This is a genomic window from Flavobacterium sp. 90, from assembly GCF_004339525.1.
Taxonomy (GTDB): Bacteria; Bacteroidota; Bacteroidia; order Flavobacteriales; family Flavobacteriaceae; genus Flavobacterium.
This window is the reverse complement of record NZ_SMGE01000001.1, coordinates 4,721,148-4,737,925: the sequence shown is the minus strand read 5'-3', so window position 1 is coordinate 4,737,925 and position 16,778 is coordinate 4,721,148. Positions and strand designations below refer to the sequence as shown.

Sequence of the window (16,778 nt, the reverse complement as noted above, 5' to 3'; positions counted from 1 at the left end):
TTAAGCGTTCTGAGTTGTAGTATGTAATTGTTTTTGAAAATTAACAAAACCATTTTCAATTCCGTTTGCATCAATTTCTTCTAGTCCTTTTGCAATAGCATCTGTTAAACCAGGAATCAACGTTAAATCTTCGTCCCAGAAATTTTTGTTTTGCAAAGTAAGTCGTGCTATTTTAGTGTAATCATCAGATTTCCAAAGTCCATCGAAAAAAGCGACAATATCTTCACTATCATTTACCGGTAAATTTTCACCTTTCCAAGTTCCTTTATAAAAACGAATTAAAGCCGCAAATGCAAACGTTAAATGAACCGGAAGTTTGTGATGAATATCTACATATCCGGTTAAACTTGGCAATACTCTAACTTTGAATTTTGAAATTGAATTCAAAGCAATTGAAGACAATAAATGCTTGATAAACGGATTTCTAAAACGGTCCAATATTTCTTCAGCAAAACTTGTTAATTCTGCTCTGTCCATGTTTAACGTTTCATTTATTTCCTCAAAAACTGCTTTGTTTACAAATTCTCCTGTAAAAGCATTATCAACAGTTTCTTTTACGGTTTCATTTCCGTAAAGCAATGAAAACGGAACCATTGCAGTGTGCGCTCCATTTAGAATTCTAACTTTTCTCGTGCGATATGGCTGCATATCTGCGACGATTTTAACATCTAAATCTGTTTTTTCAAACGGAAGTTTTGCTTTCAATTTGTCATCACCTTCAATTACCCATAAAAAGAAACTTTCGGCACTTACAATCAAATCATCCTTATAATCCAATTGACTGTTATATTCTTCAATTTGATCTTTTGGATATCCCGGTACAATTCTGTCCACCAAAGTATTATGGAATGTACAATCGTTTATCAACCACAATTTAAAGTCAGCTTCTAAATTCCAGTCGATACAATATTTCAAAACAATATCCTTTAAAGTATCTGAATTATAATTAATTAACTCACAAGGAATAATGGTTAAAGCTTTCGATTTATCTCCATTAAAATGTTTGAACCTTTCATGTAAAAGTACGGTTAATTTTGCAGGAAATGAAACTGGCGGTTGCATTGTTGCGCGATCAGATTCTATATATTCAATTCCGGCTTCAGTCGTATTTGAAATAATAAAAGCCAGCTCTTCTTCTTTGGCTAAAGCCAAAAATTCCTGAAAAGAAGCATATGGATCAATCGCTTTTACGATATTAGTAATTAACTCTTTTTCCTGAATTTCTTCGCCTTTTTTTACACCTTTCATAAACAAAGTATACAAACCGTCCTGAGCATTGATCATATTGACCAAACCTCTATCGATAGGCTGTACAACAGCGATTCCGGCATTGAAATCAGTTTTTTGATTTAATTTCTGAAAAGCATATTCTACAAAAGCTCTTAAGAAATTCCCTTCTCCAAACTGTACTATTTTAATTGGAAGTCTCTCTGAAAATTCCGTGTTTGATCTGCTTATTTTCTCCATTATAATTTCTTTAAAGCTTTATAAATAACCACAAAATACCTTATTCGCTTTTTTATGAAATAACTTTGAACTTGTAAAAGAAACATTACACTTGTTTAAACTAAAACAGAAACTTGCTGTGAGGAATGACAAGCTTTATTTTTCAAGCGTAATGCTCAATTACAATCTCTAAAATCTAAAAAAAAACTATTTTTAAATAAGGAACAGGCATGATTATTCCTTATTTATTTTTAATATTATTTATGATGTCAAGAACCTGACTTACTTTTGTTTTTAATCCTTCAAAATCATTATTATCCAGAATATCTTTTGATATTAATTGTGATCCAATTCCAACGCAATATGCACCTGCATTAAACCATGAAGTCAAACTCTCTACAGTTGGCAAAACGCCTCCTGTTGGCATAACATTCGTCCACGGACACGGGCCTTTTATCGCTTTTATAAATTCCGGACCGTAAATATCTCCGGGGAATAATTTCACAACTTCACAACCTAATTCTTCAGCTCTGGCAATCTCTGTTAAAGTTCCGCATCCCGGTGACCATAACACTTTGCGACGATTACAGGCAATTGCAATATCTTCTCTAAAAACCGGTGTTACAATAAAATTTGCTCCTAAACTCATATACAATGACGCTGCTGCTGCATCTGTAATTGATCCAACGCCCAAGATCATTCCCGGTAATTCTGCCAAAGCATATTTGTTTAAAGCTCCAAAAACTTCGTGAGCAAAATCACCTCTGCTTGTGAATTCCATTAATCTTGCACCGCCATCATAACAGGCTTTTAGTACCTTTTTGCTAATTTCTAAATCCGAATGAAAAAAGAGCGGAACCATTCCGTTTTCCTTCATCGTTAAAGCCACTTCTATTCTTGAATATTTTGCCATTTTTATCTAGTTATCTTGATACTAATCCTGCTGAATTACCATCAATCATATTTTCAACTTCTTTTAAGGTTACCAAATTATAATCTCCAGCTATCGTGTGTTTTAAACAACAAGCTGAGACTGCAAAATCTAATGCTTTTTGGTTATTATTTTTATATTCTAAAAGCCCGTAAATCAATCCGCCCATAAAAGCGTCACCACTTCCTACTCGATCTACAACTGGCGTAACTTCTTTAATTCCGGCGTGATATATTGATTTTCCGTCAAATAAAACACCACCAATTCTCTGATGTGAAGCACTTACAGAATAGCGTAAAGTCGTCGCAACCGTTTTTAAATTAGGAATCAAATCAAACAACTTAGAATACAAAACCGGAAGCGATTTCTCGTCCTGATAATTCGGGTTTACTTTTGGAATTCCAAGCATAAAATAAGCTGTATCAATATCTCCTAAAATAACATTGCAATATTTCAACATTTCGGGCATCACCTCGCTTGGAGTTTTGCCATATTGCCACAATTTTGATCTATAATTTAAGTCGCATGAAATCGTGATTCCCATTTTGTGTGCTACTTTAATTGCTTCTAAACAAGCTTCGGCGGCAGTTTCTGAAATCGCTGGTGTAATTCCGCTCCAATGAAACCAATTTGCACCTTCCAGAACTTTTTCCCAGTCAATATTTCCTTTCTCAATAGTTGCCATTGAACTATGTGCGCGATCGTAAACGACATTGCTTCCGCGAGTTCCTGCTCCTGTTTCCAAGAAATAAATTCCTAAACGTTCTCCTCCGTAAATTATATTTTTGGACTCAACATTCATTTTTCTCATTTCTTTCAATGCCGAAACACCGATTTCGTTATCCGGTAATCGCGTTACAAATTCAGCGTTTACACCATAATTCGATAAAGACACGCAAACATTAAATTCTCCGCCTCCATAAGAAGCGCCAAATGCTGTAGATTGTGAAAAACGCAAATGCCTTTCCGTCGAAAGACGCAACATGATTTCCCCAAATGCAACTACTTTATTCATATTGTTTTATTGTTTTACCAGTAAAATTTTTCTTTTTTTTACCATTAAGATATTAAGTCAATTAAGCTTTGTGTTTTTATTTCTATCATTAAAAGATTAAGAAAGTTAAGTTTAATCGTGCAAATATTCTTTTGTTACAAACTATTAAGATTACAGTTTACTTAATTTTCCTTACTAAGCCCAACAACTTAATTTCCTTAATATCTTAATGGTTCAAAACTTCTAAAATTTAAAATACTCTTTTGCGTTGTTGTACGAGATATCCTGAACCATTTTTCCTATCCATTCCATGTCGTTTGGAAGTTCTCCGCGTTTGATTTCGTCTCCCAAAAGATTACATAAAATACGTCTGAAATATTCGTGTCTTGGAAACGATAAAAAGCTTCTTGAATCCGTCAACATTCCAACGAAACAACTAATTAATCCCATATTTGAAAGAGCATTTAATTGTTTGGTCATTCCATCTTTTTGATCTAAAAACCACCATCCTGAACCAAACTGTACTTTTCCTTTAACGCTTCCGTCATTGAAATTTCCAATCATAGTTGCCATTACTTCATTATCAGCAGGATTCAGGTTATAAATGATCGTTTTTGTCAATTTATCTTTACTGTCTAATGCATTTAAAAAGCTAGATAATTTTTGCGCCTGAGGATAATCTCCAATAGAATCCCAACCTGTATCAGGTCCTAAAATTCTGTGCATTCTTGCATTATTATTTCTTAAAGCGCCTAAATGAAATTGCTGTACCCAACCAAATTCATGATAGGTTTCGGATAAAAACAACAAAATTGCACTTTGAAACTTCAGTCCTTCTTCTGACGATATAGTTTGATTTTCTCTCTTCTTTTTGAAAATAGAATTGATTTCAGATTCAGTAAAATTTTCAAAATAAATCTGATCCAAACCGTGATCACTAAGTTTACATCCGTTTTGATTAAAGTATTCAATCCTGTTTTTTAAAGCATTACACAAATCAGCGTACGTGTTAATTGCAATTCCGGACACATCCCCTAATGTGTCCAGATATGCATTATAACCATCATTAGAAATTAAGATGGCTTTATCAGGCCTGAAAGCTGTACTCATTTTAGTTCCAATTGGATTTTGAGTAAGTTTCTGATGAAACTCTAAATTATCAATTGGATCTTCGGTTGTACAAACTACTTCAGCATTTACTTTTTTAAGCAGGTTTTGCGTGCTGTAAGCTTCAGAATTTATTTTCTCTGAAGTTTCGATATATATTTTCTCAGCCGATTTTTCGTTCAATAAATCGTAGATATCAAAATAACGCGCCAATTCTAAGTGTGTCCAATGATACAAAGGATTACGCATCGTGTACGGAACTGTTTTTCCCCAGTTTAAGAACTTCTCTTTATCAGATCCGTTTCCGGTAACAAATTGTTCGTTTACGCCCAACGTACGCATTGCACGCCATTTATAATGATCTCCGTTTATCCAAACCTGAGTTATGTTATCAAAAATTTTATCTTCGGCAATAAACTGAGGATTCAAATGATTATGATAATCTATTATCGGTTGATTTTTAGAATAGTTATGATATAATTCTTCAGCGAATTTATTTTCAAGTAAAAAATTATCGTTTATGAAAGTCTGATTTGCACTCATGTCTTTTTAATTATAATTGAGAATTATGCTTCGTTTGAAGGTTTACCAATTGTAGCGAGAATTCCGCCGTCTACATATAAAATGTGACCGTTTACAAAATCACTTGCTTTAGAAGATAAAAATATTGCTGCTCCGGCTAAATCACTTGGATCGCCCCATTTTGCTGCAGGAGTTCTGCTTATGATAAAATCGTTAAACGGATGTCCGTCTACGCGAATAGGTTTTGTTTGTTCCGTAGCAAAATATCCCGGACCAATTCCGTTGATTTGAACGTTGTATTTTGCCCATTCTGTCGCCATATTTTTGGTTAGCATTTTAAGTCCGCCTTTTGCAGCAGCATAAGCTCCAACTGTATTTCGACCTAATTCGCTCATCATCGAGCAAATGTTGATTATTTTTCCCTGGCGTCTTTCGATCATTCCTTTGGCAACGTGTTTTGAAACGATAAAAGGCGAAACCAAATCAATATCAATTACTTCTTTAAAATCAGCAACTTCCATTTCGATAAGCGGAATTCTTTTTATGATTCCTGCATTGTTAATCAAAATTGCAATTGGTCCAACTTCACTTTCAATTTTCTGAATAGCAGTTATAACCTCCTTTTCATCGGTTACATTAAATTTATAACCAACAGCATTTATTCCTTCTTTTTGAAGTTCCGCTACTGCGTCATCAATTTTTTGTTGAGAAGAATTTCCATTTACAATAATTGTCGCTCCGACTTGCCCTAAACCTTTTGCCATTGCCAATCCAAGTCCGTGTGTACTTCCTGTGATTAGGGCGACTTTTCCTTTTATATCAAATAAGTTTGTCATTTTCTTATCTTAAATCAGTGATTTTACAAACATCCATATCTCCATAATCAAGGTTTTCACCCGCCATTCCCCAAATAAAAGTATAGTTTGAAGTTCCTGAACCTGAATGAATTGACCAAGGCGGAGAAATTACTGCCTGATGATTATTCATCCAAATATGTCTGGTTTCCTGAGGTTCTCCCATAAAATGACAAACAGCCTGATTTTCCGGAATATCTAAATAGAAATAAACTTCCATACGACGATCGTGAACGTGAGCCGGCATTGTATTCCAGACACTTCCCGGTTTTAATTCGGTCATTCCCATTTGCAATTGGCAAGTTGTAACAACGCTCCCGATAATCATTTGATTTACCGTTCTGTGATTTGCTGTTTCTATTGTTCCCAATTGTAATTTATTGGCTTCAGCCAAACTTACTTTTACAGTTGGATAATTGGTATGAGCCGGAGCAGAATTGATATAAAATTTAGCAGGATTGTTACTGTCTTCACTTTTAAAGATTACTTCTTTATTCCCGCTTCCAATGTACAATGCATCTTTAAAATCTAATTCAAAAGATTTACCTTCAACAACAACAGAACCTTTACCACCAACATTAATAATTCCTATTTCTCTTCTTTCTAAAAAATAAGAAGCTTTAAGCGGATCAATACTTTCTAAGGTTAAATCTCCTTTTACAGGAACTGCTGATCCTGCAATATATCTATCATAGTGAGAATATGTTAATACCATTTCATCTTCCTGCATTAGATCTTCAATTAAGAATTCTTTTCTTAATTCCTGAGTATCGTATTTTTTAACAGCTTCGGGACTTGACGCGTATCTTGAACTATATTTTGTCATAATTTTAATTTAATGTAATCGATTGCACAAATGTAAAATATTATTTTATAATAGCTTTTAGAATCCTTAAAAAAATTTGCTAAAACTTATAAATCCGTGATTGGACGATATTTTGGTACCAATGTTTTCATAACAATCCAACCTGTTAAGTAACAAACGGCACAGATCGAGAAAATAATAAAATATCCAGCTTCAATTCCTTTAAAACCCATGAAAGCCATATTGGTTTCTTTGCTGTAATCGAATAGTAAGCCTGAACCTTTGTTGATTAAAGTAGAACCAATTCCTCCAGCTAAACCTCCAATTCCTGTAATAGTTGCAATCGCTTTTTTAGGAAACATATCTCCTACTGTAGTAAAAATATTGGCTGACCACGATTGATGCGCGGCGCCTGCAATTCCAATAATAACAACTGGAATCCAAAAACTTATATATCCTAAAGGCTGAGCTATTAAGGCTAATAGTGGGAAAAATGCAAAAATTAACATTGCTCTCATTCTTCCTTCGTATGGATTCATTCCTTTCTTTTCAACAAAATACGTTGGAAGCCAACCTCCAATAATAGAAAGCAATGTAATCATGTATAAAACGAATAATGGCAACGCGGCTTCTGTAGAATCCATTCCATAAACCGAGCTTAAATAAGCTGGTGTCCAGAACAAAAAGAACCACCAAACTCCATCAGTCATGAATTTTCCAAAAGCAAAAGCCCAGGTTTGTTTGTATTTAAAACAGTCTACAAAAGAAACTTTGGTTTTAGTCTCCGGAATATAACCAACCAACTTACTATCAGCAATATCATCTTGTTGAATATACTCTAATTCAGCAGCACTAACTCTTGGGTGTCGCTCTGGTTTATCATACATAAAAACCCAAAATCCCATCCAGACAAAACCTAAAGCTCCAATAATAATAAAAGACATTTCCCAACCAAAAGATGCTGCAATAAATGGGATAGAAATTGGAGCTGCCAAGGCGCCAACAGTAGCTCCGGCATTAAATATACTGGTAGAAAATGCTCTGTCTTTTTTAGGAAAGTATTCTGCAGTTGTTTTGATCGCCGCAGGGAAATTTCCCGCTTCACCAATTGCCAAAACAAAACGGGCAAAAATGAATAATGTAACACTTACATTAATAACCAATCCGGTATCTTTTACTAAGTGAATCGCTTCTTTAGCACCTTCAAAACCTACGAACCAGTTTCCTGTAATATATCCCGCTGTTGCAATACCGCAAAAGGCGTGCAAACAAGCTCCGAAAGACCAGATCCCGATCGCCCAAAGAAATCCTTTTTTAGTATCTAACCAATCTACAAAACGTCCTGCAAACAATAATGAAACTGCATAAAATATAGAAAATAATGCCGTAATATTTCCGTAATCATTATTTGTCCAATGAAACTCTGGCGCAATAAAATCACTCCATGTCAACGAAAGCACTTGTCTGTCTAAATAATTAATTGTTGTTGCAAAAAATAGCAATGCACAAATACTCCAACGATATTTTCCGGTAGTTTTACTGGTTTGGCTCATAATAACTGCATCTGTTTGGTTCATGATAATGATTTATTATAAATTTTACTTTTTGGTTTTTCAATTTCATTACTATTTAAAAATTCGAAAGATTCAAATCATTCAAAAATCAAAAAATGTAATCGATTGCACAAATATAGTTTTTAATCTTTATATTCCAAATAATTTATCTAAAAAATTAATTTAAGCCGATAAATAAACATATCGTATAAAAAAAATAATACATAATTACATATTAAACAATATATTTGTTAAATGCTTAATTTGAAAAAACACTTGATTTAGCAACAAAAAAGCAACCCAAAACAGCTCTTTTTAGTGCTGCTCTTTTCCAATAGAAAATTCCTTTTATTTTTAACGATTTTACCTCATAAATCAACTTTTATAAAGTAAATTACATCCCGATTATGACAACCCTAAATACTTTTAAAATTGAAAAAAATAAAAAACCAATTATTCAAGAAAACATTACTAATTCCAATACTGTTTTTAGCACTTATGAATTCTTTACAAGTACAAGCTCAATCAGGACCACAAATACCACTTTGGGATAAAATTCCAGGAGAAATCAAAACTTTTGATTATAGAGAAAAAGTAGATGTATCCTACACGGAAGGAATACAAAGCGTCAGTATGGTTACTATTCCTACTATTATGGTTTTTCGTCCTCAGGAAACAAAATCCAATGGAGCTTCTGTAATTATTCTTCCAGGCGGAGGATATCAGCATTTGGCTATTAATAAAGAAGGATTTAAAGTAGCTGAATGGTTTAATAGTTTAGGAATTACCGCATTTGTTTTAAAATACCGTTTGCCTAGTGATTTAATTATGACGGATAAAAAAATTGGTCCTTTACAAGACGCACAGCAAGCAGTACGCTATGTGAGAGAAAATGCTGCGAAATGGAATATTGATCCGAAAAAAATTGGTGTTCTTGGGTTTTCTGCCGGAGGACATTTGGCATCAACTATAGCAACTCATTATGATGATAAAGTATATGAAACAACATCAAAAGTAAGTGCAAGACCAGATTTCTCCCTTCTGATTTACCCTGTAATTTCAATGCAAAATGATATTACGCACAAAGGTTCGCAAATTAGTTTATTGGGCGAACATCCTTCTCCCGAATTAATTGATTTTTATTCTAATGAAAAGAGAGTAACTGCACAAACTCCGCCAACTTTTTTGATTCACGCGACAGATGATACTGTTGTTCTACCAGAAAACAGCATCAACTACTATTTAGCACTTAAAAAAAATGGAGTTTCAGCTGAAATGCATATTTATGAAAAAGGGGGACATGGTTTTGGCTTAGGCGTTGAAGATACCAGTAAACATTGGACTCGAGACTGCGAAGAATGGCTAAAAGCACAAGGATTAATAAAACAATAAAATCTAAAAATACAAAGTTCGCAAAGTTTTATCGTTAATCTTGCCTTGCGTATTTTACCGCAAAGCACGCAAAGGTCTTTTAATTGCAAGGTTTTATAAAAACGCAAAGTTCGCAAAGCTATATTGATAAAGCTTTGCGAACTTTGCGTTTAATGAGCGTAATCTATAACAAAAAAACTTTGCGCCCTTTGCGGTCATATTCATCACTAATTTATAACAGATCAACACAAAAACCTGTGGAGAAATTTAAAATATTTTGTATTGAATACTTATTTTAACCGCAATCCCGATAGCTATCGGGAGCAAAGTTTTTTATACATATCGGATTTTATAAAAATACAAAGTTCGTAAAGCTTTACCGTTAATCTTGCCTTGCGTATTTTACCGCAATCCCGATAGCTATCGGGAGCAAAGGTTTTTTATTTGCAAGGTTTTATAAAAACGCAAAGTTCGCAAAGCTATATTGATAAAGCTTTGCGAACTTTGCGTTTAATGAGCGTAATCTATAACAAAAAAACTTTGCGCCCTTTGCGGTTACATTCAACACTAATTTATAACCCCACAGGTTTTCGCATTGACCCTATTTTTCTCTGAAATCTATAAAACGTAAATAAAAAAAGGGTTTTTAGAATCAGTTAAAAAACCAAATCTAAAAACCCGATAAAAATTAGACAGATTTGTACTCTTGCAAATTTATACAAGTCTACCCACGATCAAATGAATACGCCCAATTTTCATTGTAATAAAAAATTGTTTCTCCAAAAACAGTTTTAACCATAGAATCAAATAAGATGTTTAAAAAGGCAAAAGCATCTTATTTTCTTGATTTCTACTCTACAAAACTACATGGTACTTTTATGAATTCATTACGGCTTTCCTCATTTCAAAGAAAAATTTTTCTTTTTTTCTTCTATTAAATCTTAATTTATTGTTTTAAAATATGTTATAAATATTTTTTAACATAATTTTATTTAAAAAGACTTTAAGTCACGAAGCATCTAAGTTACTAAGGTTTTAATCGAATGTAAATTTTAAGTTTCTAAATTGCTATCTCGAAACTTAGGAACTGCGTTTTCGGAATTTCTTATTCTAGATTAAGTTGAAACTATAATTTCTGAAATATATTTGTAGAGTAAATTACGAAGTTCTTTTTACAACTAAAAAGACTTAGCGACTTAGTCCCTTAGAAACTCAGAACCTTAAATAAAAATAAAATGAAAATATTTGAATTCTTAATACTCGGAAAAAACCAGCCTATTTTAGAAATCTTACTTAGATTGGTAAATGCATACGAAAATTGGAATGCAGTTGGCTTCAGCGATGAAAAGCTAGCTCAGGAATATTTTCAAAACCACAAAATCGATATTGTTCTTTTGAGTTCCGGAATCGAAGATCATGTCGAAAAAGAGTTTACCCAATTTTGTTTAGAACAACAACCTGATGTAGAAGTAATTGAACATTTTGGCGGCGGAAGCGGTTTACTAAAATCTGAAATAGAACATAGATTATACCTTAAAGGAAAAAATTAAATCTTAGAATTTTTCTCTTCAATACTTTTTAATTACAACATTTACGAAGACCGCCTGAATATTGGTGATATTATTGAACGCGGATATAAAACGGATTTAAAATTCATTAATCATAAATAAAAATCTGTACAAATCAACTTTTTCACAATAGCAAATCAGTACAATCAGCGATCTATTTCCTCTTAAAATATTTCCAGAAATTGATTCTGAATGTATTTTTGGCTTCCAAATAAATTCAAAAAAAGACACACCGATTAATAAGAAATTTATAGTATTTTTGATAAAGTAAATCAAAATAATACCACTTAAAGATTCTTGTTTATGAAAAATAGTCTCCTCTTAGTACTATTTTGCTTATCGGTACAAATAAGCAATTCGCAAAAATTATACTTTCCAAAAAGTAATTATAGTGACAGTCTTAATTTTTCTAAAAACCTGACATTATTAGCAAAAAAAATAATCCCAATTTATGCGAATGCTGATAAGGCAACGTACTTGGATAATTATGCCCGAATTAATTTTATTGCTCAGGATTATACAACAATGAAAAAGACAATGCGAACGTATACACAAGAGATTTTGGGTGACAGCATTGCCAATAAACCTTTTGGTTTTCATTATCGAACTTATGCAAATGCAATTTCTAAAAACCCAAAAACAAAAGCTGAATTCGATAAATATTACACTTCTGAATTTAAAACTTTATATGATAGTTATAATGACGAAGGAAAAAATTGGGTAGAAAGCTATTATAGCTTTGAACTAAGTGATATCAAGAAACAATACGAAACTAAACGAAATGAATGTCAAGCCAATGATAGTATCACTTTAGAAAATGCAGCTCTATTGTGTAAAACATACTCCAGATATGTCGTTTACAGTAAAAGCCTTGCTCCTGCCAAAGAAATAATAGCTAAAATTGAAGCCGAAAAGTATATTATAGACAACAATATCATCATTACATTACCAAACGGAAGCACAATATCCGGCTCCATGGTTAGAAACCGAAACATAACGGAACCACAACCAGTTGTAATGCAATATAATATTTATGCAGGAAGAGAAATAGCAGATTGTAAAGAAATTGCCAATATGGGATATGTTGGTTTTGTAGCAAATACAAGAGGAAAACGACTGAGTAACGATCCTATAGAACCTTATGAACACGACGGCGATGACGCTTATTATATCTTAGACTGGATTAGTAAACAGCCTTGGTGCAATGGTAAAATTGGTATTTATGGCGGAAGTTATTTAGGCTTTAGCCAATGGAGCGCTGTAAAAAAAGTACATCCAGCCTTAAAAACAATTGTTCCACTTGTGTCTGTGGGCGCGGGAATTGATTTTCCAATGCAAAATGGAATCTTTATGAGCTATGCATTAAGATGGATTCATTTTGTCGCAAATAATAAATTAACGGATTTAAATGATTTTCAAAATAATAAAAAATGGGATGATGTTTTTACTCAATATTATAAAAATGGTTCCAGTTTTCGTTCCTTAGATAAAATCGAAGGAAATCCGTCTCCACTGTTTCAAAGATGGCTCGATCATCCAACTTATGACAGTTATTGGCAAAATATGACGCCACAAAAAGAAGCATTTGCGAATATTAATATTCCAATTTTAAGTACAACAGGATATTATGATGACGATCAGATTGGAGCAATGTATTATTACAACCAATATCATAAATACAATAAAAGCGATAACTATTATCTGATTATTGGACCTTTTGATCACGGAGGTTCACAAGGATATCCTAAGAAAGAATTAGGCGGATATACGCTTGACGAAGTAGCTACTATTCCGATAAACTCTATCATTTTTGAATGGTTTAATTATACTTTGAAAGATGGCAAACGTCCCGAGATATTAAAAGACAAAGTCAACTTTGAAATTATGGGCAAAAATGAATGGAAAAGTGTTCCGTCATTAGACAAAATGCACAATCAGGAAATCACTTTTTATCTGGATAATGCAAACTCAAAATATTCATTACAAAAAACGGCTCCTAAAAAACCAATTGCAATAAATCAAACTGTTGATTTTAAAGATCGTTCAGAAATTAGCATTTATCAGGATGATTCTGTTTCCGGTTTTCCAAGAGTCATAGATTCTATTTTAAGAACTGAAAAACAACTACTAATTTTTGAAAGTGATGCTTTAACAGAAAATACAATTATAAGCGGTTCCATAAAAGCAGCTTTAAAAATAAATATCAATAAAAAAGATTTAGATATAGAATTACAGCTTTATGAAAAAACTGCAGATGGACATTATTTTGCTTTAACTAATAACATACAAAGAGCCAGTTTAGCAAAAGACAGAACAAAAAGACAACTTTTGACTCCTAATAAAACAGAAACAATTGAGCTGAATCAAAATTATATAGTCTCAAAACAATTACAAAAAGGAAGCAAAATTGTCATTGCTCTTGGTGCAAATAAAAATCCAAATTGGGAAGTTAACTATGGTTCCGGCAAGAATGTAAGCGACGAAACAATGGCCGATGCAGCTAAACCTCTTAAAATAAAATGGTACACAAATAGTTCGATCACAATCCCAATTTTAAAACAGTAATTAATGCTGAACGATAATAGAATAACTCGCGTTTTCAAATTATTTTTAGGATGTCTTTTCATCATTTTTGTTTCATGGATTCTATTTCTTTTGATCGATAAATTGGATCTTTATCATAATAATTTTTGGAATTGCGTATTTTATATAATATATTTTGCAGTTATTATATCTTTTTATTTAGGTATTATATTATTCATTGCTTTAATATATTTATTACTAAGAAAATATGTTTTAAAGAAGGCATAAAACAATGTTTTAAGCAAAATAGTTTTCTAAGTAAACAACCCTAAATTAAAATGGAGAAGAAATATTCTGTTGTTATTCATCCTTCGCAAGATGTGATTGATTCGATCAAAACGATGAAAGAACTTTTAGCGAATAAAGTTGGTTGGTTTAACAGTAAAAATTCAATTGCTCACATTACGATTTGCGAATTTAAAATTGACGAATCTCAAATTGATAAATACAAACAGAAGCTCTTTAAAATATGTGATACTTTTGCGCCTTTTCAGGTTTATTTAGATCATTATGATTCTTATGAAAACGGCGCTTTTTTCATTTCTCCAAATGAAGATTCTAAAATGATTCTAAAACCTATCATGAAGAAAACGCAAGATGCATTGCAGCTTTCAAACTTAATAAAAAGCAATGATCCTCATATTTCAATTGGTCGAAGATTAACACCTGAAAGTCTTAAAATTGCCAATCATTTATTTACAACAATCGATATTGATTTTTTGTGTGACAATATTATTTTAAGAGAATTTGATCCAATAAAAAAGCAGTTTTTTGTAATTGATTCTTTTTCTTTTAATGGAAATTCACAACCGGAATTTATTCAGGGAAGTTTGTTTTAATAATTTTGCCACAAAGACACTAAGGCACAACGTTTTTTAATAATTCAAAACCAAAGCGAGTCATTGCGAGGAACGAAGCAACCACACTATCCCGAAGCTTCGGGACGCAACCAAAATCACCAATCTTTGTCGAGTTACGCGTGTGATTTCTCCTTTCGTCGAAATGACAAAAAAAATCCAAAATATCAAAGTAAAAGTGCATTTCCTTCGCAGGTTTGCGAGAAATAACTTTGCGAACTTTGCGGTTAAATCACCACAAAGTTTAACAACCTGAAACTTGGAACATTAAACAAAAACAACTCTTCACAATTTTTCGTATATTTGAATTTTACAATTCCACTCTCATGAAATCACTAGATTCATTTTACGAAGATATTACGGAAGGCTCTTCAATCGAACCAAGTTCATTATTACCAAACGACATTAAAAAAGAGATTGGGCATTTTAATGTTTTTGATATAAAAGAGCTCTACGAAAGAATGAAAGAAAAGCCTGGCATGCCTTATGACAGAAGAGCTTATTACAAAATAAGTTTGATAAAAGGTAAAAACAGAGCCGAATACGCTGATAAAATAATCGAAATCGAAAAACAAGGACTTTTATTCGCCACGCCAAAAATCCCTTATAACTATTTACCGCAGGATACAAATCAATCCGGACAATTTTGCGTTTTTACAAGTGAGTTTTTATCCAAAAACAAAAGCGGAATTGACTTAGACGAACTTCCTATTTTTGCTACAGACGGATATCCAATTTTTCAACTTACGAATGAAGAAGTTGCCGAAGTTGAATTGATTTTCAACAAAATACAAAAAGAAATCAACTCAGATTATATCTATAAATATGATTTAATCAGAAATTATGTTGCGGAGTTAATTCACTTTGGGCAAAAATTGCAGCCAATAACTGCGCTGTATTCCAAACATAATTCAGCAGCGAGAGTTTCTTCTTTATTTGCGGAATTACTGGAAAGACAATTCCCAATTGAATCACCAAATCAACGATTAGAACTGAGAACTGCAAAAGATTTTGCAGAAAGACTATCTGTTCATGTTAATCATTTAAATAAAGTTCTAAAAGAAAACACAGGAAAAACCACAACTGAATTAATCAGTACGAGATTAACGAATGAAGCCAAAATCCTTTTGAAACAAACCGATTGGAACATTTCTGAGATTGCTTTTTCATTAGGTTTTGAAGAATTAGCGCACTTTTCTAATTTCTTTAAAAAACAAACTTCTTATACGCCTTTGGCTTTTAGATTGTAGACTTTAGATTTTCTCCAACTTTGTCAAAGTTCAAAACTTTGACAAAGTTTAACGCAACCTCTAAGAATTTAATTCTCCTCTCTGATTTGAATTTTGCAAACATCGGTTTGATATTTACAATTCCCCAAGACTACTTCGCTCCTACCTTTGTCTAATCAATTTAAAAGATCGAAAAGATGAATTTATCAAACAACAAAATTTTAATAACTGGTGGTGCAAGCGGCATTGGACTTGGACTTACCGAAAGATTTATTCAGGAAAACAATACTGTAATTATTTGCGGCAGACGCGAATCTGCTTTAGAAGAAGTTAAAGCAAAATTTCCAACTGTAATTACAAAAGTATGTGACTTGTCAAACGAAGCAGAACGTGTAGCTCTTTACGAATGGATTGCAGAAAATCACAGCGATTTGAATGTTTTAGTTAATAATGCAGGAATTCAAAAATGGGTTTCGGTTACAGATTCAGACTTTTTTGAAAGTGCCAAAACGGAGATCGCAACCAACATAGAAGCTCCGCTACATTTAACTTCCCTTTTTATTCGGTTAAAATCACTTACAACTGTAATGAATGTAACTTCTGGACTCGCTTTTTCTCCTTTTGCAAAAGTTCCGGTTTATTCGGCTACAAAAGCGTTTTTTAGATCGTTTACGATTTCGCTTCGTCATTTATTAAAAGCAAAAAATATTGAAGTAATCGAAATTATTCCTCCGGCATTAAATACAGATCTTGGCGGAATTGGTCTACACGACGCACATCCAAGCGTAAGTGATTTTATAGTTTCAATCTTTGAACAATTAAAAGAAGTAAACGAAGAACTTACTTTTGGAACCAGCGCTACAAGAGTAAATGCAAGTGTTCCGGAATTAAAAGCATCTTTCAACGCATTGCATGCTAATATGTAAAATGTTAGATGTAAGATGTAAGCTGTGCTTAT

13 protein-coding genes are annotated in these 16,778 nt (G+C 32.7%); 6 read left to right on the top strand and 7 right to left on the bottom strand.

All coding sequences use genetic code 11. The features are described 5' to 3' along the window. The 7 genes from C8C83_RS19395 to C8C83_RS19365 form a co-directional block, all read right to left on the bottom strand. Entirely contained in the window at positions 1-1,467 is a 1,467-nt protein-coding gene (locus tag C8C83_RS19395) for a tagaturonate reductase (RefSeq protein WP_132011860.1), read from the bottom strand. A gap of 220 nt (positions 1,468-1,687) precedes the next feature. Beyond that, positions 1,688-2,359: a bifunctional 4-hydroxy-2-oxoglutarate aldolase/2-dehydro-3-deoxy-phosphogluconate aldolase gene (locus tag C8C83_RS19390; protein WP_121330230.1), complete on the bottom strand. Its 672-nt coding sequence runs from the start codon at positions 2,357-2,359 to the stop codon at positions 1,688-1,690. Between the two features lie 10 nt (positions 2,360-2,369). After that, positions 2,370-3,392: a sugar kinase gene (locus tag C8C83_RS19385; protein ID WP_121330229.1), complete on the bottom strand. Its 1,023-nt coding sequence runs from the start codon at positions 3,390-3,392 to the stop codon at positions 2,370-2,372. Between the two features lie 222 nt (positions 3,393-3,614). Further along, positions 3,615-5,021, bottom strand: coding sequence for a glucuronate isomerase (gene uxaC, locus C8C83_RS19380; RefSeq protein WP_121330228.1), 1,407 nt, complete (start codon positions 5,019-5,021; stop codon positions 3,615-3,617). Between the two features lie 23 nt (positions 5,022-5,044). Continuing rightward, entirely contained in the window at positions 5,045-5,836 is a 792-nt protein-coding gene (locus tag C8C83_RS19375) for a gluconate 5-dehydrogenase (RefSeq protein ID WP_121330227.1), read from the bottom strand. A 4-nt stretch (positions 5,837-5,840) separates the two neighbouring features. Next, positions 5,841-6,680: a 5-dehydro-4-deoxy-D-glucuronate isomerase gene (gene kduI, locus C8C83_RS19370; RefSeq protein WP_121330226.1), complete on the bottom strand. Its 840-nt coding sequence runs from the start codon at positions 6,678-6,680 to the stop codon at positions 5,841-5,843. An 86-nt stretch (positions 6,681-6,766) separates the two neighbouring features. Continuing rightward, positions 6,767-8,236, bottom strand: coding sequence for an MFS transporter (locus tag C8C83_RS19365; protein WP_121330225.1), 1,470 nt, complete (start codon positions 8,234-8,236; stop codon positions 6,767-6,769). A 408-nt stretch (positions 8,237-8,644) separates the two neighbouring features. Here C8C83_RS19365 and C8C83_RS19360 point away from each other — a divergent pair, with 408 nt between their 5' ends. The 6 genes from C8C83_RS19360 to C8C83_RS19335 all read left to right on the top strand — a co-directional run bounded on the left by C8C83_RS19360 (position 8,645) and on the right by C8C83_RS19335 (position 16,746). Then, positions 8,645-9,604, top strand: coding sequence for an alpha/beta hydrolase (locus tag C8C83_RS19360; RefSeq protein WP_233566154.1), 960 nt, complete (start codon positions 8,645-8,647; stop codon positions 9,602-9,604). Positions 9,605-10,818: 1,214 nt separating this feature from the next. Continuing rightward, positions 10,819-11,133: a hypothetical protein gene (locus C8C83_RS19355; RefSeq protein WP_121330223.1), complete on the top strand. Its 315-nt coding sequence runs from the start codon at positions 10,819-10,821 to the stop codon at positions 11,131-11,133. A 321-nt stretch (positions 11,134-11,454) separates the two neighbouring features. Then, entirely contained in the window at positions 11,455-13,716 is a 2,262-nt protein-coding gene (locus C8C83_RS19350) for a CocE/NonD family hydrolase (RefSeq protein ID WP_132011859.1), read from the top strand. 296 nt (positions 13,717-14,012) lie between these two features. Next, a complete protein-coding gene (locus C8C83_RS19345; protein ID WP_121330220.1) occupies positions 14,013-14,573 on the top strand; it encodes a 2'-5' RNA ligase family protein in 561 nt (186 codons plus the stop codon). 344 nt (positions 14,574-14,917) lie between these two features. Next, positions 14,918-15,841, top strand: coding sequence for an AraC family transcriptional regulator (locus C8C83_RS19340; protein WP_121330219.1), 924 nt, complete (start codon positions 14,918-14,920; stop codon positions 15,839-15,841). Between the two features lie 176 nt (positions 15,842-16,017). Continuing rightward, the gene (locus C8C83_RS19335; protein ID WP_121330218.1) at positions 16,018-16,746 is read left to right on the top strand and encodes an SDR family NAD(P)-dependent oxidoreductase; all 729 of its coding nucleotides are present in this window, start codon (positions 16,018-16,020) and stop codon (positions 16,744-16,746) included. The last annotated feature ends 32 nt before the right edge of the window (positions 16,747-16,778 follow it).

Excerpts from the sequence above, each read along its gene's own strand:
- kduI (WP_121330226.1), bottom strand. The coding sequence starts at position 6,680 with ATGACAAAATATAGTTCAAGATACGCGTCAAGTCCCGAAGCTGTTAAA.
- C8C83_RS19340 (WP_121330219.1), top strand. The coding sequence starts at position 14,918 with ATGAAATCACTAGATTCATTTTACGAAGATATTACGGAAGGCTCTTCA.
- C8C83_RS19395 (WP_132011860.1), bottom strand. The coding sequence starts at position 1,467 with ATGGAGAAAATAAGCAGATCAAACACGGAATTTTCAGAGAGACTTCCA.
- uxaC (WP_121330228.1), bottom strand. The coding sequence starts at position 5,021 with ATGAGTGCAAATCAGACTTTCATAAACGATAATTTTTTACTTGAAAAT.
- C8C83_RS19335 (WP_121330218.1), top strand. The coding sequence starts at position 16,018 with ATGAATTTATCAAACAACAAAATTTTAATAACTGGTGGTGCAAGCGGC.
- C8C83_RS19345 (WP_121330220.1), top strand. The coding sequence starts at position 14,013 with ATGGAGAAGAAATATTCTGTTGTTATTCATCCTTCGCAAGATGTGATT.
- C8C83_RS19350 (WP_132011859.1), top strand. The coding sequence starts at position 11,455 with ATGAAAAATAGTCTCCTCTTAGTACTATTTTGCTTATCGGTACAAATA.
- C8C83_RS19355 (WP_121330223.1), top strand. The coding sequence starts at position 10,819 with ATGAAAATATTTGAATTCTTAATACTCGGAAAAAACCAGCCTATTTTA.
- C8C83_RS19385 (WP_121330229.1), bottom strand. The coding sequence starts at position 3,392 with ATGAATAAAGTAGTTGCATTTGGGGAAATCATGTTGCGTCTTTCGACG.
- C8C83_RS19390 (WP_121330230.1), bottom strand. The coding sequence starts at position 2,359 with ATGGCAAAATATTCAAGAATAGAAGTGGCTTTAACGATGAAGGAAAAC.
- C8C83_RS19375 (WP_121330227.1), bottom strand. The coding sequence starts at position 5,836 with ATGACAAACTTATTTGATATAAAAGGAAAAGTCGCCCTAATCACAGGA.
- C8C83_RS19365 (WP_121330225.1), bottom strand. The coding sequence starts at position 8,236 with ATGAACCAAACAGATGCAGTTATTATGAGCCAAACCAGTAAAACTACC.